Origin of the sequence: Acinetobacter sp. ANC 4204 (genome assembly GCF_002135205.1) — a bacterium.
Classification (GTDB): Bacteria; Pseudomonadota; Gammaproteobacteria; order Pseudomonadales; family Moraxellaceae; genus Acinetobacter.
In genome coordinates this window covers 324616-343715 of sequence record NZ_NEFZ01000002.1, presented here as the reverse complement: position 1 = coordinate 343715, position 19100 = coordinate 324616, and the positions used below count along the sequence as shown (strand labels likewise).

Annotated in this window: 13 protein-coding genes; 11 read left to right on the top strand and 2 right to left on the bottom strand. The window is 39.6% G+C overall.

Annotated features, from left to right (window positions below):
* The first annotated feature begins 447 nt into the window (after positions 1-447).
* From B9T36_RS05500 to B9T36_RS05475, 6 genes are all read left to right on the top strand, one after another.
* The gene (locus B9T36_RS05500; protein ID WP_086208523.1) at positions 448-1041 is read left to right on the top strand and encodes a LysE family translocator; all 594 of its coding nucleotides are present in this window, start codon (positions 448-450) and stop codon (positions 1039-1041) included.
* 113 nt (positions 1042-1154) lie between these two features.
* Positions 1155-1724: a dCTP deaminase gene (dcd, locus tag B9T36_RS05495; protein ID WP_004694514.1), complete on the top strand. Its 570-nt coding sequence runs from the start codon at positions 1155-1157 to the stop codon at positions 1722-1724.
* Between the two features lie 239 nt (positions 1725-1963).
* Positions 1964-3406, top strand: coding sequence for a hypothetical protein (locus tag B9T36_RS05490; RefSeq protein WP_086208522.1), 1443 nt, complete (start codon positions 1964-1966; stop codon positions 3404-3406).
* A 9-nt stretch (positions 3407-3415) separates the two neighbouring features.
* Entirely contained in the window at positions 3416-4099 is a 684-nt protein-coding gene (locus B9T36_RS05485; RefSeq protein ID WP_086208521.1) for a hypothetical protein, read from the top strand.
* Positions 4100-4125: 26 nt separating this feature from the next.
* Positions 4126-6411 carry a DUF6160 family protein gene (locus B9T36_RS05480; protein WP_086208520.1) on the top strand — a complete coding sequence of 762 codons (2286 nt, stop codon included), beginning with the start codon at positions 4126-4128 and terminating at the stop codon, positions 6409-6411.
* 24 nt (positions 6412-6435) lie between these two features.
* Positions 6436-7767 (top strand): hypothetical protein, encoded by a 1332-nt coding sequence (locus tag B9T36_RS05475; RefSeq protein ID WP_086208519.1) that lies wholly within the window; start codon positions 6436-6438, stop codon positions 7765-7767.
* 53 nt (positions 7768-7820) lie between these two features.
* On the opposite strand, the gene B9T36_RS05470 is transcribed toward B9T36_RS05475, so the two are convergent.
* Positions 7821-9539: a proline--tRNA ligase gene (locus B9T36_RS05470; protein ID WP_086208518.1), complete on the bottom strand. Its 1719-nt coding sequence runs from the start codon at positions 9537-9539 to the stop codon at positions 7821-7823.
* A 531-nt stretch (positions 9540-10070) separates the two neighbouring features.
* On the bottom strand, positions 10071-10709 hold the full coding sequence (locus B9T36_RS05465; RefSeq protein ID WP_086208517.1) for a hypothetical protein: 639 nt from the start codon (positions 10707-10709) through the stop codon (positions 10071-10073).
* A 279-nt stretch (positions 10710-10988) separates the two neighbouring features.
* Between B9T36_RS05465 and pilG the strand changes: the two genes are divergently transcribed.
* The 5 genes from pilG to B9T36_RS05440 all read left to right on the top strand — a co-directional run bounded on the left by pilG (position 10989) and on the right by B9T36_RS05440 (position 19097).
* Positions 10989-11372 (top strand): twitching motility response regulator PilG, encoded by a 384-nt coding sequence (pilG, locus tag B9T36_RS05460; RefSeq protein WP_086208516.1) that lies wholly within the window; start codon positions 10989-10991, stop codon positions 11370-11372.
* A 27-nt stretch (positions 11373-11399) separates the two neighbouring features.
* On the top strand, positions 11400-11768 hold the full coding sequence (locus B9T36_RS05455) for a response regulator (RefSeq protein ID WP_004694491.1): 369 nt from the start codon (positions 11400-11402) through the stop codon (positions 11766-11768).
* Between the two features lie 5 nt (positions 11769-11773).
* Complete coding sequence (locus B9T36_RS05450) at positions 11774-12310, top strand: chemotaxis protein CheW (protein ID WP_086208515.1); 537 nt, start codon at positions 11774-11776, stop codon at positions 12308-12310.
* Positions 12311-12360: 50 nt separating this feature from the next.
* Positions 12361-14433 carry a methyl-accepting chemotaxis protein gene (locus tag B9T36_RS05445; protein ID WP_086208514.1) on the top strand — a complete coding sequence of 691 codons (2073 nt, stop codon included), beginning with the start codon at positions 12361-12363 and terminating at the stop codon, positions 14431-14433.
* A 167-nt stretch (positions 14434-14600) separates the two neighbouring features.
* Positions 14601-19097 (top strand): Hpt domain-containing protein, encoded by a 4497-nt coding sequence (locus tag B9T36_RS05440; protein WP_086208887.1) that lies wholly within the window; start codon positions 14601-14603, stop codon positions 19095-19097.
* The last annotated feature ends 3 nt before the right edge of the window (positions 19098-19100 follow it).

The window sequence follows — 19100 nt, the reverse complement described above, 5'->3', positions numbered from 1 at the left end:
CGTACTGGGATGATTTTATTGTTTTTGAACGTGTTTCGAGACTTATAAGGACGGTCGAGAATAGCATGAGCTGAGTTTGTCTTTTATACAATTTCCTCGTTTTATTATCTTCAACGCCATTCACTTGGCTCTTTTATCCTTGACTTCACGTGATCAGATTGATGAATAAAAATACGCATTATTTAAAAAGTAATTGATTAAAAATCATTTGAATAGTTTTTTTTCATTAGTCATGTCCATTTGATTTATAAAACCATTGATTCAAAATAAGAATAAAATCTATAACTTCATATTTATGAAAGCTAGATTTGTTAAAGGTTTTAGGTCTCATTTGTGCTAATTGTTGAATAAAAATTAAAAAAAGTGTTATCTCGGTTCACTAAATTCGATTGCTTTCATTGAGGGGACTTATTAATCTTATAAGAATACATCTGTGGGTCTGTGAATATGATCACTTGGTTTTTTATTGGTTTAGTCATAACCATTCTTTTGACCCCAGGACCGACCAATACCTTACTTGCTTCATCTGGCATTCAAGTGGGTATCCGTAAGTCATTGCGGCTTATTCCTGCAGAAGCTTTTGGCTATCTCATCTCAATCACAGCATGGGGTTTTCTCATTGGAAAAGTGTCTACACACTTACCATTGTTACCCACTATTTTAAAGCTGTTTAGTGCGAGCTATATTATCTATTTGGCCATCAAATTATGGCGTACAGCCGATGTCGAGGTTAGCTTTAATCAGCCAACCATTCGTGCACGAGAGCTTTTTTGCGCAACTTTGCTTAACCCGAAAGCCTTATTATTTGCTTCAGCTATTTTTCCAACCATTGCTTGGACAAATATGGATTATTATTTGTCGCACATGTCGATTTTTTTGATTTTGATTATACCGATTGCCTTTTTTTGGACATTTATTGGCTCAATTTTAGCAACCAATAAAATTCGTTGGCTGAACCAATGCAACTTGCAAAAAACTGCGTCGATTGTATTGATGACCTTTTCAATTCCATTGGGATATTCTGCGATTTTAAGCCTCTAATTTGAAGATTAAAGACAGAAACTTTGCGAACATAGATGTGCTTATTTTCATTGAAAGCGATTTCAGTTAAAGTACAACGCAATTATTGAAATTAAGATTTTTGGAAAGAATAAATGGCTATTAAGTCTGATCGTTGGATTCGCGAAATGAGCGAAAAACACGGCATGATCGAACCGTATGCAGAAAACCAAGTTCGTTTAGATGAAAATGGTCAAAAACTCATTTCTTATGGCGTATCAAGCTATGGTTATGATGTTCGTTGTGCACGTGAATTTAAAGTTTTTACCAATGTTCACTCGGCAATTGTAGATCCAAAAAACTTTGATGATAAAAGTTTTATCGACATTGAAGCTGATGTTTGTATTATTCCACCGAACTCATTTGCTTTAGCACGTACCGTTGAGTATTTCCGTATTCCACGCAATGTGTTGACCGTGTGTTTGGGTAAATCAACCTATGCACGTTGCGGTATTATCGTAAACGTGACACCGCTTGAGCCTGAGTGGGAAGGTCATGTTACTTTAGAGTTCTCGAACACGACGAATCTACCTGCACGTATATACGCGGGTGAGGGTGTTGCACAGATGTTGTTCTTCGAATCTGACGAAGTGTGTGAAACGTCGTATAAAGACCGTGGTGGTAAGTACCAAGGGCAAACAGGTGTGACTTTGCCGAAGACCTAAGTTTTTGATATATAAGAAAGCGGATCATTGATCCGCTTTTTTTATGTCAATTCATTCATCGGAAAATAAATATTATCGGACAGTTGGTTTTGCATTTAGTGTGAGTTTCAGCATAATAAATTAAGAATTTAAGGTGCTTTGGTTGACGCAAATAAAAATTATAGTGCGCAAAGTAGAATGCCAAGCAAAGGATGCAGTACATAAAAGATGCGGAGCATCAAATAATAAGGATGGTCGAGATGACGAATCGTATTTATTCTACAGGGCTTAAAAAATCCTGTTTAGCTAGTCTTGTCGGACTTATGTTGACGCAGTCTACTTTTGCGCTTGAGTCACTCTCAGATGAACATCTAGCGGATACTACAGGTGAGGGCATTGCATTACTTCCTGAAAATTTTAAAATGGTCTTTCAGGGACCTAATGATATGTCGACAGCCTCGAGTTACAATCGAGGCGTTGCTAATCCACAACAGTATGATACAGGCTTTATTCGGATTATTCCGATCGGTGAAAATTATTCTAAGTATACAAATGCCGATGATCTGACCACGAAGCGAACCAAGGCTGATATTTTCATTTATGGTTTAGCTCTTTCAAAATCTGATAATAATGCCAACAGTCGTTTTAGCAATCAGGGCTTCACATGGGGAAGTGACGTTAACCCTTGGTTATTTCGTGCAGGAACTGCTACGGGCATTAAACAATTTCAACAGTCAAATGCAAGTGCTGATGTGAGTTTTCTGGGGCTAGAGGCCCCTTTGGCGACAGTTTTGGCCAGTGAAACAGATAACAATATTAAATTAGGCTTATGGTTAGATGCCTTTTCTCGGAGTTGGAATTCTCAAAATAAAGTCGATCCGATTACTGGTGCGCCAACGACAACAAATGCGGCAGCTGATCCTGATTTGAGGGTAGACCAACGCATTCGTTTGCAAGCGGTTGCCAATGGGTTAAGTCTAAATGGTTCACAAATACGTTTATTTCAGACACAAGCATCTGCCTTAGATCAACAAAACAAGACTTTTGGGATGGCGAGCTTACTTCGGATTAATACGAATGATGATCCATCAGGGCTGGTTTATGCAAATACCGATGCGAATAAATCGTTGTTAAACTCCAAAGCATTTCGAATCAGCACAGCTACAACCAATGATGGTACTGCTGTTACTCCTGCTTTAGATCGTTCACTGGCTCCTATCTTTGATGCGAGTGAGGGGCTTTATTTATACAGTCCTAACATTAATTTGGTTTTGGGGAATATGTACCAACCTTTTGTTGTTGGTTCTGAAGGGCGAAATATTATTCTTGAAGTTACCCGTATACCCAAAGTTCCAGAGATATATAAACAGATTTATACCTATTATCCAGATGTGGAAGGTGGAACCAGTACTGAATATAAAGGCTCAACTTGTAATGTAGCGTATTGTGGTTCAAATATCGTACAAACAGGTGCAGGGTCTACAGCTGTCAATTATCAAGGGAATAATGCAACACACAGCAGTATTTCAATCGGTAGCGTGACACGTGATCCAACCAGCAACACCTTAAAAGCCAATACAGCGACCAATTCTACAGGTGTGGTATTTCGTGGAACAGGAACAGCAACACCTGTGAACTTGGGTTCTGTGGCTATTGATGGTGTGTTGATTCAGCATTTTAAAATTAAGACCACAGGTTTGTAGGGGACTGACATGATTAAAAAAATATGTATAGCCATGTTGATCTCTAGTCCGATGTTATCTCAAGCTGGCTTGGTTGACCTGGATAATACTGAATTGGTGGGTGTTACTGGTCAGGGAGGGGCGGATTTAAGCTTAACACTCTCGATTAACCATCAATATGCCAATGACATGAGTCTTAATTCTATCTCTAAGACTAATGGAGTTGATGCGAATGGGCGAGCAATTGTGACTGAAGCATATTATCAAATGCGAGCAAACCAAGACTGTGCTTTATTAGAACTCTGCCGTATAGCGATTTCCCCAAATAATCATAAAGAAAATGGGCAGCAAAAATGGCTGGTATTTAAGCAATTTCAAGGGACGATGCAAATTGATAAATTTTCACTGGAAGGGACTACACTTCTGAATAGAGATGGAAAACCACAAACTGCGATGCTACTCAAGTTTTTTGATGATAAACCATTAAAAATCCGTAATTTGGGCTTTGCTAGTCTTTCAGTTGAAAGTGGTGATCAGGGCTATTTTAATACCGCAACCTACAATGGCTATGGCACGACCAAATCAGTACCCAACTTCGACAAAGGCCAAGAGCAAGGGTTTATGGGGCTCAATGTACATGGGAATTTGCACCTAGATGGAAATCTAAAAATCTTTAGCTATAACTGTTCAGGTACTGCGAGTAGTCGCTGCTAGTCATAAAGTTTCAAAAGGATATTGAAATGCATAAAATAATAAAATTAAACCTTCTGACACTATGCATTTGCGCGACGAATCAAAGCTATGCATTACAGGCTTTAAATGACCAAACTTTAAGTGATGTGACTGGTCAAGATGGCATTTCTATTACGCACGAAGCATCAAAAATTCAGATTAAGCAACTAAATTGGGTTGACCCAGCAGAAGTTGGCCAGATGCCCGTCAAAACAGGCTTACACAATATAGAGATTAAAGCTGCTAATGGTTATAACAATATTCAATCTAAACTTGATTTCGATGTTGGAACTACACAATTAGCCAATGGTACACAAGGTGTGGGCATACAGCTTTTTGCCAGTGTATCGCCATTTACCGCAACTGCTGCTCAAATTATGTTGGTATGTTCGCCGAATTGTGCAACAGGTGAAACCGATCAAAATTTAGGAAGCTTGAAGTTATCAACCATTTCACCTTTTGAAGTGTATTTAACCACGACAAATGGCTTATTCAACCGTGATTCGAAAGCACATTTAGATTTTAAATTACAAAATGCCAGTATCAGTTATGGGCAGGGTGATCAAAATTTAACTTTGAAAGATTTGAACTTTAATTTATCGGCAGATGGCTATTTATATATTGATGACGCTGAAGGTATTGTACTCACATCCAAAGGGAGTCTTGGTGATAATCTTATTGTACTTGGGCGTGTTGAAGATAAGACCGATGTACATGGGAGTCGCAGTGGTACTGCAACAAACCCTGGTTTAAATGTTGATATGCGCTACGGTTCAGAAAACTCAACTCAACGAAATTTAATTCGAATCGGAGCATCGGGGGCATTAACGAATGGCAAGATTGCGTTCAATGCAGATCAGACAGGGATTGCTAAGTTTAATACGGTCAATCGGATTAATGGCAATGTTCAAGAAAGTGAGACTACAGCATCTACGGGTTATGCTTTTAAAAATGCGGGTGGTCTGCATTTAAACGTTGCAGCCGATTTTACGCGTACGGGAAATAGCTTACTTGGAGCTGTAGCACCAACCACATTTGAATTGGGACATACGGGAACTGGTAGTTATGCTATTGAGTTTTCAAACTTAGCGCCACTCAATGTACGTACATCTACTGATCCTAACTCAGCTTTAACGAGTCAAAATGCTTATATTGATTTTGGTCAGATTTATATTAATAACATTCGTTCTAATGCTATGGGCTTTGTGATTAATGATCAAATCAAGAATATATTGGGCGCACAAAATTATGAGCTGACATACAACCCTTCACCGACAGCGAATGCATCAAACATGGCATTTATTGCCGTGCGTGGGATGGATTTTCAAGCGATTGCCCGTAAAGCACGGTTTATTTCAGATAATTCAATCGCGGTGAATAACACTAATGAGGGAACATGGGGCTTAGGTATTCCGATTTACAACTTGAATGCTAATGCTGCTTTTTTTGCAAAGAAATATACCAATACTGCTGGAACTGTTAAGGACGGCTTAGGATACGACATTGCGGTATCGACAGACGGTTATGGGGAAGATAGTCAAGGTAATCCGAAAACAACGTCTATTATTGTGATTGATGGTGCCATGAGTCAGCATGGCGAAGAAGTGAACTACTATGCAGGCTTAAGAAATATTGATTCATATTTTAAAGCCAATGGTGTTATTGGTTTTAATGAGAATGAGATCTATATCAAAGCAGATAATTTATTATTTGCTGCCAGTGCAGAAATAGCAATCGGTCAACTCCCTGGGTCCTTATATAACTGTCCAGCAGGTGTAAGCACTTGTGCTAAAGAAGTTGTTCCGATTAATAATTTTTCTCGAAAAGAAGATGTACTGACGTCTATTGCATTTATGTTGGATGGTAAAGGTGAGCTTTTCATTATTCCGGGGCTTGAGGCGATAGGTGGAACTCCTCAGACCAATTATTTGTCATTTAAATCAAATTTTGAATTTAATACTTTAAGTAGCTTAGATCAGAGTAATGAAAGTAAGAAAGGGAGTTTTATTAGTTTAAGCAATACGGACAGTAATGGGACAACCTCTAAAACCTCTAGTATTAACTTGAATAAAATGCAAGGTCACTTAGGTTTTAATGGAAAAATTCACATGCAAAAGGATTCAGTTGTCATCGACAACCAAGTGCAATTTAACCATAAGGCATTAGTGGGTGGACAAGGGGCTGCTTTTAGAGCAGAAGTTGCACTGTCTCCAACGGGAACAATGCAGAAAGTTGCAGATATTGCCATTACGGGTGGAGCTATGCGTAGCACATTGGGTATTACTCCTCGATAAAAAGAAAGACAAGGAATAAGTAAGATGAATAAGTCTTTAATCTCAGTTTTGATTACTGCAACTTTGGGTTTGAGTCAAAGTTATGCGATGACTGCTTTAAATGATGAAGAACTTTCAGAAATTGAAGGCCAATCTTTGATTAATCTCGAGTTTCAGCAGGGGACAAATACAACAGATGCACAAGGGAAAACATATAATCAATCAAACATTGGTTTTTATAAATTGGCTCTTAGTGCAGAAATGGAATTGAATGCCAATATTAAAAAGCTACAATTGGGCTGTGGTGGTGATAATAATGCAATTCGCGCGAGTACCTGTGATATTGATATAGATCATATTTCACTGAGTGGACTTCCTGATAACTCAAACTATACCGCTGATGAGCGTGCAGCAACTTCTGCCTTAATTACAAATCCATTTATTCAATTCGCTATTAAAAACCCGACTTCTGCTGCCACACGTGAAGTACTGGGTTTTCGTTTGAGTGCTGAAAAGATTAAAGGCTTAATGACACTTGGTACGGAAAATAGTGCGACACCGAATGGCATTAATACATTTAGTGGCTATATGAAAACCAAAACTGCAACAGGCACAGCTGTGACTGAAGCCCGCAGTATGACCTATGCAGATACCAATTTAACAATAAATGGGGTCGTTGAAGGACGACTCTTTGGTAGCAGTTCGGGGACTACATGCCAAGATGGCTTCTTAGATCCGTGTCAAAGTATTTCCTATACCTCTAATAATTATAATTTAAACTTATCTTCTACTTCGGCGCCTTTTACTATTAACTCTACAATTGTATCTGGAACTCGAATGAAAGACGTGACTTTGAAAGGCAGTGGTACAGTTGGTCAAATTGACTTTAGCGGACAACTAACCGCGAAGGTATTAGGTCTATTAAATTTAGATAAACAAGTCTCAGGTAATATTACAGGCCTGAAAACGGACATTACTGTAAATCAAAGTCTGGGTTTAATTCATGCATTATATTTAAATAATCCTGCTTCATTGTCCTTACAATCTCAAGATGTTTTATGGACTGGAGCTGCCGTCGGAGCAAATAAGGGTTGGTGGTTAGCGATGGAAGATGAAGTGGAACTAGGCAGTTTAAGCCCAACGACTAAAGTGGCGATCACCAATGAAGTTCTAAAACAAACCATTGCGGGAATTAATAAAGACTTGACTGATAATCCACGAAATTGTGGCAATCTTTTGACAGGATGTGTTGGTGGTTCTGCGCTTGTTGTTGGTAATGTGCCTATGACGACTACATTGGATTTTCCATTGACTAACTTAACCTTGCAGGGGCAAAATTTTAGGCCAAACTGTTATGGCGGATTAAAGTTTTGCTAAAAACTAAATTGCAAAAAAATCCCGCAACCTGTGCGGGATTTCTAATTTCGAAATTATTTTGCAATTTTTTCGAGTAATTCTTCTTTCGAAATATTTACAGAGTCTGCATCACGACGGCCTTTATATTCAAAAGTACCTGCATCTAGGCCTTTTTCACCAATTACAATGCGATGAGGAATGCCTGTAAGCTCAAGATCGGAGAATTTTACGCCTGGACGTTCGTTACGGTCATCCAGTAAAACATCGAAACCTGCTGCTGTAAGTTCAGTGTATAAAGCTTCAGCTGCTTCCAGCGTCCGTGGAGATTTATGGGCGTTCATTGGCACAATCGCAATTTCAAATGGTGCAATGGCTGTAGGCCAAATAATCCCTTTTTCATCAAAATTTTGCTCAATTGCTGAAGCAACTACGCGCGTAACTCCAATACCGTAACAACCCATGGTTACAGTGAATGGTTTACCATCTTCGCCTAGAACTTTACAGCCTAAAGCTTCTGAATATTTTTGACCTAATTGGAAGATATGACCTACTTCGATACCACGTTTGATTTGTAGCGTACCTTGACCATCTGGTGATGGATCGCCTTCAACTACATTACGGAGGTCATAAACTTCAGTAAACTGTGCGTCGCGCTCCCAATTGAGACCTGTAACGTGTTTATCCAATTCATTTGCACCTGCAACGAAGTCAGAAAGAACAGATGCAGCACGGTCAACAATTACAGTTAAGCCTTTTTCAACTAAACCTTGTGGTCCACAGAAACCTGCTGTTAAACCAAGTGTAGCAAGTTGTTCTTCAGTTGCGAAAGTTAATGGAGAGGCAATGCGCGGGTGTTTCTCAGCTTTAATTTCATTTAACTCGTGATCACCACGTAAGAACAAGGCTACAACTGGTGTTGCTTGGCCGTCTTCGGCTGCAATACCTTGCACTAACAAGGCTTTTACAGAGTGAGCAGGATCAGATTTTAAGAAGTTAGAGACGTCTGCAATGGTTTTTTGATTTGGTGTATCAACCACTTCCAAAGCTTGAGTTGGAGCTGCACGTTCACCGACTAAAACGGCTTCAGCCATTTCAATGTTTGCAGCATAGTCAGATTCAGTTGAGAAGGCGATATCATCTTCACCACTTGATGCTAATACGTGGAATTCATGTGAACCTGAACCACCAATTGAACCTGTATCAGCTTGTACTGGACGGAAATCTAAACCTAAACGGGTAAAGATTTTGCAGTACGCATTGTACATGATGTCATAGGTTTCTTGCAGTGATGCTTGGTTTGCATGGAAAGAATACGCATCTTTCATGATAAATTCACGTGAACGCATTACACCAAAACGTGGGCGAATTTCGTCACGGAATTTGGTTTGTACTTGGTAGAAGTTTGCAGGCAATTGTTTATAGCTTTTGAGTTCATTGCGTGCAAGATCGGTAATCACTTCTTCGTGTGTAGGACCAAGTACGAAAGGGTTATCATGGCGGTCTTTGAAACGAAGCAGTTCAGGGCCGTATTGGACATATCGACCAGATTCTTCCCATAAAGACGCTGGCTGAGTTACGGGCATCAGGACTTCGAGTGAACCTGCATTGTTCATTTCTTCATGAACGATCGCTGCAACTTTATTTAATACGCGAACGCCCATCGGCAGCCAAGTATATAAACCTGAAGCCAATTTACGAATCATCCCAGCACGTAGCATCAGTTGATGTGAAATCACTTCTGCGTCATTTGGGGTTTCTCTTAACGTTGCAAATAAAAAGCGACTCGCGCGCATGGAAACTGTCCTAAAATTTTAAACTTTGAAAGTCAAAGAGTATACAATGAAAAATGAAGCGACACGTTGATGTCACCTCAGAGAAATGCGGATTATTATGACATGATTTTATGTACTTGACGCAGCATAAGGTTCTTAAAGTTATCTAAAGAAGTGCAGATCATAGAAACGATTACTGAGGTAAATAGCAAGAGTGGAATGATACGGACAATCACTGGATATGCCATTGATATATGATTCAGTATTTGGACTTAACCTGAACGTGAGAGGGGGATTCACTTCGACTATCGTTCATTGGGAGAGGCTTTTAAGAGTATTTGTGCTGTAGTCATCGTGAACGCAATGATTGACCGCTTATTAATCATAAGTTCAATTTTTGAGTTGGTAGAGTAAAGAGATCAGCAGGGTAAACATTGAGCAATAAGTATAATCATGCCTGAGTTGGAATGAAAAATAGGGATACTTTTATAGCTTATGATCCTTTTACCACAATATTGTCTTTATTAAATAAAGTCCTTATATCAAGTGCAATTATTCAAATGTTTTTAAGCGAGCAATAATTCTGTCGTATTCGGCTTTTGTACTACGGTAGTTACTTTGTAATGACTGTATTTGCTCTTTTTTCATCACAATATTTTTTGAATTATAATCAAGCATATCTTGTAGTGGTTTTGGATTACTTTTACCTTTACGCATATTTTCTTTTTCTTGGCGTAAAAAACCAATTCGGTCATTTTGTAATTGCTTTAGTTCATCTTGTTGAAATTTAATTTGTTTTAAAATATATGAAAGTGCCGTATTTCGTTTTTCTGTTGCTACTTGACTGTTGGTATAAGCACGTTTTAGTTTTAGATCAGCATCCCGTTGCTTTGCAGCGATAGCTCCTTGGGGTGCGTATTGTGCATCTTTTTTGGCGTTGTATGGCCGTGCTCGTTGAATCACTTGCATATTCGTATCGAGCGCTTCATATCCATATCTAATATGATCTGGTGTCACCGTACTACTAACATTGGCGATACCTTTACTATCGTAATAACGATACCAGACTGCTTTAGGCGGATCGGCCATGACCATGATGCTTTGTACACTAAGCAAAGTCAGTAAAATGACTTTTGCAGTCATCATTTTTTTCACGATCAAAGCAAGTTTGTAATTAAACTCCCTAAGCATTGATACCCCCATTTAAAGTTGACTAAATTACTTATTTAAAAGCAATAAATGGTGCTATATTAGTCCTAAATTTAGGAATAAAAAATATAATCAGTCAAAAAAAAATCGACGTGTGTCGGAAAGTGTGAAGCCGTTCTTAAAAAGGAGATGAAGTGTGGTTTTATGCTGAAACTGTTCGTTGAAAATATAAGTAAATATATGTTAAAAGTGTACGTAACTTGTAAAACGTCTACGAATCTGTTTCTACAAACATTCTAAAAATGGGAAGGGTCATATTAAATGGACGATAAATTCCAGAATCTTAAAGTGATGGTCATTGATGATTCAAAAACTATTCGTCGCACAGCCGAAACATTATTACAACGCGAAGGTTGTGAGGTTGTGACTGCTGTAGATGGTTTTGAAGCATTGTCAAAAATTGCAGAAGCAAATCCTGATATTGTATTTGTCGATATCATGATGCCACGTCTGGATGGCTATCAAACATGTGCATTAATCAAGAATTCACAGAATTATCAAAACATTCCTGTCGTGATGCTCTCTAGCAAAGATGGTCTATTTGACCAAGCCAAAGGGCGTGTCGTAGGTTCAGATGAATATTTAACAAAGCCATTTAGTAAAGATGAATTATTAAATGCGATTCGTAACCACGTTTCAGCATAAATAATATAAGTGTAATTGGGGAAATTTATGGCACGTATTTTAATTGTGGATGACTCACCTACTGAAACATTCCGCTTTAAAGAAATTTTGGGGAAGCACGGTTTTGAGGTGATTGAAGCGTCAAATGGTGCAGATGGTGTGACCATGGCACAGGCAGAACTTCCTGATCTAGTGTTGATGGATGTGGTGATGCCAGGCGTCAATGGTTTCCAGGCAACACGTCAAATTGCGCGTGGTGCAACCACAAAACACATTCCTGTGGTGATTGTCAGTACTAAAGATCAGGCAACTGACCGTGTATGGGGTAAGCGTCAGGGGGCATGTGATTATTTGACTAAGCCTGTTGATGAAAACCAATTGATTGATGTGATTAAGCAACACCTGAATGCAGGATAAGCTCTATGGCAGCAAATGGATTTATCGAATTACTTCGACTTGCTAAACGTGGCAATAAAAACTACGTTTCAAACGAAAATGAGGTAAACCGCTGGTCGGGCATTGCTTTTGAAATGATGGGGCAATATTTTGTTGCTCCATTAGGTGAGGTGGCAGAGGTTATTTATCCTCCGAAATATACTTTAGTGCCAAATACCCAACCTTGGGTTGTCGGTTTGGCAAATATTCGAGGACGTTTACTCTCTGTTGCTGACTTGGCGCATTACATGTCGGGGCATCGTAGTACGTATTCACCAACTCAAAAAGTACTCTGTATAAGTCACAATGACCACTATGTCGGTTTAGTTGTAGATCAGGTTCTGGGGATTCAGCACTTTAATAAGAAGAGTTTTTTTTCTAAGCATGATGATTTAGATCAAAACTTAAAAGAATATTGCCAAGGGTATTTCCATCAACATAACCAACAATGGCATGTTTTCTTATTCAGTCGCTTATTAGACAATCCAAAGTATATGAACGCATCTATAAAATTTATAAATTAATATCATTGTCGCGCACGAAAATATAAGGGCGTAAATCGGGGAGAAGCTGCATGGGCTTTAAACTTAAAAAGAAAAATACAGATGGAAGCACGAACCGCTCAGGTGGAAATGCTTTAGTAGCAAAAATTCAATCGCAGACGGAACAGTTTTCACGTGTATTTGGTGATAGTGAAAAGTCCAAGCCATTAATTTTGGGTGCAGCATTTTGTATTGTTTTAGCAATTTTCCTACTGTTGTACCTATTCTATAGCGTACCGCGAAATAACGAATTTACCCGTAGTGTGGGTGAGTTACGACTTTTATCTCAAACCATTTCACGTCAAGCGACAGAAGCTACAGCATCAGGTACGCCTGAAGCGATTAAAAAATTGACCGAATCGCAAAAGTCGTTTGCTGAAAACCTAGAAATTGTTAAAGATATTCATGCAAGTACAGATGCGCTACGTGAAGTAGATGCGCAGTGGACGAAAGTTTCTGCAAATATTGATTTAATTGCATCACAACAAAAAATTATTAATCAATTATATGATACCAACATCGCAATTAGTGAAACAATTCCTGGTATTCAGGCCGAATATAACTTAATGGTTGACCAAATGGCACGTCAAAATGTGCCAGCCAACCAAGTCGTGATTGCAAAGAACCAAGTATTCATTGCTGAACGTATTCTTCGTTCGATTGGTTCGGTATTGACGGGTTCAGACAACTCACGTGAATCTGCAGATGACTTTAGCTCAGATACAGAAACTTTCGCTTCTTACCTAAATGCACAGTTAAATGGCAGTGCTGACTTAGGTGTGGAACGGATTAATGATCCTGAAATGCGCGACTCTCTAACCAGTATTCAGTCTGAATATGATGATGTATTGAAATCTGCAGCGGCAACAGTACTAAAAAACTCATCTCAAATCGTTAAAGTACGTCAAGCATCATCATCTATTTTTGAACAATCAGACACGTTGCTAACCAATTTGAATAAGTTGTCAGGTGGTACTGGTTTAGCGATTGCGATTCCTGCATTGGGTCTAATTTTAGCGTTGATCGCATTCTTGTTCTGTGTATTCAAATTACTTGTACTTCGTGGCGAGTCAGATAAAAAACGTGTATCACGTCTTCAAGATGAATATGACCGTAACCAAAACGCGATTCTACGTTTGTTGGATGAGATTGCTGACCTTGCAGATGGTGACTTACGTTCGCATGCGACAGTATCTGAAGACTTTACAGGTGCCATTGCTGACTCCATCAACTTTGCGATTGACCAGTTACGTGACCTAGTATCTCGTATTACAGAAACTTCTCAAGAGGTTGCGCAATATACGGCAAGTACACAAGGTATTACTAACCAGTTGGCAGAAGCATCAGAACACCAAGCGCAAGAAATTGCGGGCGCATCTGCTGCGATTAATGAAATGGCAATGTCCATTGACCAAGTATCTTCGAATGCTGAAGAGTCAGCCGTGGTAGCAGAACGTTCTGTACAAATTGCAGCAAATGGTGCTGATGTTGTAAACCGTTCAATTGAAGGTATGGATATCATTCGTGAACAGATTCAAGAAACCTCTAAACGTATTAAACGTTTGGGTGAGTCTTCTCAAGAAATTGGTAACATCGTTGCCTTAATTAACGATATTGCAGACCAAACGAACATCTTGGCTTTAAACGCAGCGATCCAAGCATCTATGGCTGGTGAAGCAGGCCGTGGTTTCGCCGTGGTTGCAGATGAAGTACAGCGTCTTGCAGAACGTTCAGCTTCAGCGACAAAGCAAATTGAAACACTGGTAAAAACGATTCAGACCGATACCAACGAAGCTGTAATTTCAATGGAGCAAACCACGTCTGAGGTTGTACGCGGTGCCAACTTGTCTAAAGATGCTGGTGTTGCACTGGATGAGATTCAGAACGTATCAGGTAACTTGGCGAAATTGATTGCAAGCATTTCTGATGCTGCAAAACTTCAGTCAGCGTCTGCAGGTCATATTGCAACGACGATGAATGTCGTACAAGAAATTACCTCACAAACAACGAGTGCGACTTTCGATACAGCACGTTCGGTATCCGAACTTGCTAACATGGCAGAAGCATTACGTGAGTCTGTAACTGACTTTAAATTACCTGATTAAGCATTTGCTTTGGGGGAGGCATGTGACTCAAAATTTGAGTGGCATGCCGAAATCAGGATATCACATCAGCTTAAACCGGCTTTGTCTACAAAGTTAGGTTTCTGGTGATGGTTATAATGAAGTTTATGCACCTGTTTTGGGTAGCTGACAACGCAAGAAGCCTAGCTATGAAAGAAATATTAAAACATTTAGTTGAAACGACAACGCTTCCGGAAGATAGTTATCTAGATCAAGATGCAGAAATTCTTGAAATTTTTGTTGAAGAAATTGAAGAAATTTTCGTTGAATTAGATCCATTATTCGAAAAGTGGTACGCTGAACCAACACATCAAGAGACATTGGTGAGCATTCGTCGTCATTTCCATACCTTAAAAGGGTCTGGTCGGATGGTGGGAGCAAAGTCAGCTGGCGAAACCGCATGGGCAGTTGAAGATACCTTGAATCGTGTGATTTCAGGTGTAGTACCCATCTCTGCCACAATTCAGAAATTTGCTAAAACAGTATTTAAAATTTATCAATATAAACTGTATCCCATTTTTAAGAATGTCGAACAAACTGAGCTAGATTTGCGACCTCTCGTCTTAATTGGTCAACAGTTACAGCAAAATCAGAGTTTAGAACCTGCCTTAGAAGAGCTCCTACAGTTATCTAATCATTTAAATGATTATGATGTATTAACAGGGTTGGAGCTTGGTGATGCTGAAGGCACTGAGCATGTCGTTGAATTTGAGGAAGCTGCAACCAATTCTGATCATCCGGAACACGAAGTTCTTGAGGAAACATTGTCGATCTTCATTGAAGAAGCGGAAGATCACTTAGAGACGATTGATCAATTCCTAAATGCTGATGAAACTAAAGTACAAGATTACAATGGGTTAATCCGTGCCTTACATACTTTGCGTGGTAGCTCGTCTATGGCGCAAATTGAGCATGTATTTAATGCTAGCTCAAAAGTTGAAAATCTATTTAAAACACTGGTGCAAGAAGAAATTGTTTCAACCTCTAAGGAAATTTCGTTACTCACCCAGTATGCCGAATTTGTACGTGATTATTTACATGTTCTTGGGCGTGGTAGTAACGAGCAGCTTGAAGTCATTTATTCAACTTTTAGTACGGCTTGGGATAACTATGGCTTTAGTCTTGAAGAGATAGATAATGAACTGAACCCTCAAGGGATGGTTTCAAAATTAATCGAATTAAATATTGATCTTTTACTGGATACAGAATTTGAGTTTGATCAGCGTGCAAAAGCAGAGTATCCAGAATATATTCAGCACTTGAGTGAGCAGGCGAAACAACTGGTAGAATTTACAAATAACCGTGCTGCACAAGGGATTCATGAGTTTACCTCTGAGTTGTATGCAAGTTATCAAGCCTTACTGGAAAAGCCAGAATTACTCAATGTGGATTATGCGTATGAGTTATTTGGTCAGGCACATCAAGAGTTTATCCACTTATTCGATACCTTAGCTGCTGGTCAACGTGTCATCCTTACCGATGATGTTTATAAAGTGTTGAATGATTTAACAGCCTTTGTACAACAAGATATCGAATCTGTAGAAGCTGCAACGGTAGAGCCAGTTGATGAAGGCATTGTAGCGAGCAATACGTCTCAACCAAGTCTTGATCTTGCGCAAATTTCGCAACAGATTGCGTCCGATCATCAGTACAAACAATCGAACACTTCAAATACTGACTTTGATGATGATTTACTGGATATCTTCTTAGAAGAAGCCGAAGAATTATTGATGGGTATGGACCAAGATCTTAATACTTGGTCTAAAAATGGCAATGATACAACTGCACTCAATAATTTAATGCGTTATTTGCATACCTTAAAAGGTGGTGCAAATATGATTTCTGCATCATTTATTGGTTCAATTGCGCATGAATTAGAATCTATTTATGAGCGTGTGATTCGTCAGCAAATTCAAACAACACCACAGTTGATTAGCATCATTCGTTTGGTGCAGGATGATGTCGCAGACCGTATTCAAGTTATTCGAACAGAGAAAGTCGATTATCCAGCCACAGCAACCATCAATGTCTTACACAATATCCAAAGTTTGGTTGATGGTACGGTTGTGACGGCTGCTGAACCTCTAGCTGAGGCAATTGCATCGGTTGAGGATGTGGCTGTGCAGACCAGCGATGATGAGACTTCATCGACGATAGATTTTGATGCACAAACTTTCCCTGAGAACGAAACACTTCCTTTGGGTGAGTCAATTACACTTGATGCAGACTTGTCTGTGCCAGTTGAATCAGGTGAAGTGCTCGCATCTGAGCAATTTGTTGCTGTAACTACGGATGAAACTGACGATACAAGTATTTCATCAATTGTTGAAGAAACTTTCTTGGAAGAGGCTGAAGAAATTTTAGCGTCCACCGATGGCTTACTGAAGCAATGGACTGAACAGCGTAGTGACCGTAGTGTGTTACTTCAATTACAACGTGCTGCCCACAGTTTAAAAGGTGGCGCACGTATGGCAGAGAACGAACCAGTTGCTGCAATTGCTTATGAACTTGAAACAATTTTTGAGCAATTTGCGGTACATAATTTTAGTTCTAATGTTTATGACCCATTATTGCAAACTGCGTTTGTCTGGTTGAAGCAAGCCATCTTCAAACGTGATTTTAGTAATTATGATGGTCTGAAAAATAGTTTGGCATCAGTTGACTATGTCGATGTTATTGCCCAATTGCCGACGCGTGTAACGCAAATAGATTTGCTCAATGCAGCGCCAAGTTTTGAGTTTGTTCAGGGTGATGGAACTGAACCGCCAGCTATGATGGGTGAGTGGAAAGAAACAACTCACTTGGATAGTGGTAATGAGATGATTCGTATCTCAGCCGATTTGGTTGAGAAAATGATTGATTTATCAGGTGAAAATGCGATTAACCGTTCGCGTATTGAGATGGACTTAGGTCAACTTGGCAATACCTTAAACGAGATGGAACTTGCCATTAAACGTTTGGCCGATCAGTTGCGTCGAATGGAAGGTGAGCTTGAGAGCCAAATTATCGCGAAGCATGGTTCTGAGAATTCGCGTTATACAGACTTTGACCCATTGGAAATGGACCAATATTCATCGTTGAATCAATTATCTAAATCTCTCGCTGAGTCAGCTTCGGATTTGGTTGACTTTAAGAGCACTTTGGCTGAGAAAATTCGTGATGCTGAAGGCTTGTTATTACAACAGTCACGCATTCAGGCAGAAATCCAAGAAAGTTTAATGCGTACGCGTTTGGTTCCATTCTCACGTATGCTGCCACGCTTACAACGTATTGTGCGTCAGACGGCATCGACTTTGAACCGTCCGACAGACTTGATCGTACACAATACAGAAGGTGAATTAGACCGTACTATTCTTGAGCGGTTAGTTACGCCTTTTGAGCACATGTTGCGTAACGCGATTGACCACGGTATTGAAGATGCGGAACAGCGTATTGCTGCGAAAAAATCAGTGACTGGTCAAATTGAACTCAACATTAGCCGCCAAGGAACAGATGTTATCGTTACCTTCAAAGATGATGGTAAGGGTATTGATGAAAGTACGATCAAAGCCAAAGCATTAAACTTAGGCCTAATTAAAGCCGACCAAGTGCTAGATAAACAGGAGATTTTACAGTTTATCTTCCACCCTGGATTCAGTACGGCTAAAGAAGTGACGCAAATTTCTGGCCGTGGTGTAGGTCTTGATGTTGTACAAAGTGAAATTAAGGCGCTAGGTGGGCATGTTACTGTTGAATCGGAAATTGGCTCTGGCACAACCTTCATTATTCGCGTACCGACCACGGTTGCGGTGAGCGATGCCTTGATGGTGAAAGCAGGTGATCAACAATATGCGATTCCATTGGCACAGATTGACCGTATTGTACGTATTGCTCCAACGGCTTTAGATACTTATTTCCATAGTAAAGACGACCAATTCAAAATTGATGGCGTAAATTATAAACTACGTTATCTCTCTGAGTTCTTGTCTAATCAGCCGATTCCTCGTTTGAGTAATATTGGTCATTCACTACCAGTACTTTTAATTAAAGGGAACAGTGGACAAACGATTGCATTATTGGTTGATCAGTTGATTGGTTCGCGTGCACAAATTGTTGTAAAACCAATCGGTCAACAGTTTGCAAGTATCGGTGCAATTGCGGGTGCGACGATTCTTGGTGATGGACATGTTTGCTTGATTCTAGACGGTCAGAATATTGCACGTCAGATCCTCAGTACTAAGCGTGTAACGCATGCAACAGATCAACGTGATTTTGGTCGCCATCAAGATACACGTCGTTTAGTCATGATTGTGGATGACTCAGTCACGGTGCGTAAGGTAACGTCACGTTTATTGGAGCGACAAGGCTTTGATATTGTGACGGCAAAAGACGGTGTCGATGCTATGGAGCAACTCGAGAATGTTAAACCGGACTTGATGTTACTGGATATTGAGATGCCGCGTATGGATGGTTTCGAAGTGACCAACTTGGTACGTCACCATGAAATTCATCAGAACTTACCGATCATTATGATTACATCACGTACGGGTGAAAAACACCGTGAACGTGCTTTCAGCTTGGGTGTGACGCACTACATGGGCAAACCATTCCAAGAAGCAGAATTACTTGCCAACATTCAGCAGTTACTTGCTGAAAAGCAGGGGTAAATA

Coding starts and splice junctions, on each gene's coding strand:
- B9T36_RS05440 (WP_086208887.1), top strand. CDS start 14,601: ATGAAAGAAATATTAAAACATTTAGTTGAAACGACAACGCTTCCGGAA.
- B9T36_RS05500 (WP_086208523.1), top strand. CDS start 448: ATGATCACTTGGTTTTTTATTGGTTTAGTCATAACCATTCTTTTGACC.
- B9T36_RS05480 (WP_086208520.1), top strand. CDS start 4,126: ATGCATAAAATAATAAAATTAAACCTTCTGACACTATGCATTTGCGCG.
- B9T36_RS05475 (WP_086208519.1), top strand. CDS start 6,436: ATGAATAAGTCTTTAATCTCAGTTTTGATTACTGCAACTTTGGGTTTG.
- B9T36_RS05470 (WP_086208518.1), bottom strand. CDS start 9,539: ATGCGCGCGAGTCGCTTTTTATTTGCAACGTTAAGAGAAACCCCAAAT.
- pilG (WP_086208516.1), top strand. CDS start 10,989: ATGGACGATAAATTCCAGAATCTTAAAGTGATGGTCATTGATGATTCA.
- B9T36_RS05490 (WP_086208522.1), top strand. CDS start 1,964: ATGACGAATCGTATTTATTCTACAGGGCTTAAAAAATCCTGTTTAGCT.
- B9T36_RS05485 (WP_086208521.1), top strand. CDS start 3,416: ATGATTAAAAAAATATGTATAGCCATGTTGATCTCTAGTCCGATGTTA.
- B9T36_RS05465 (WP_086208517.1), bottom strand. CDS start 10,709: ATGCTTAGGGAGTTTAATTACAAACTTGCTTTGATCGTGAAAAAAATG.
- dcd (WP_004694514.1), top strand. CDS start 1,155: ATGGCTATTAAGTCTGATCGTTGGATTCGCGAAATGAGCGAAAAACAC.
- B9T36_RS05450 (WP_086208515.1), top strand. CDS start 11,774: ATGGCAGCAAATGGATTTATCGAATTACTTCGACTTGCTAAACGTGGC.
- B9T36_RS05445 (WP_086208514.1), top strand. CDS start 12,361: ATGGGCTTTAAACTTAAAAAGAAAAATACAGATGGAAGCACGAACCGC.
- B9T36_RS05455 (WP_004694491.1), top strand. CDS start 11,400: ATGGCACGTATTTTAATTGTGGATGACTCACCTACTGAAACATTCCGC.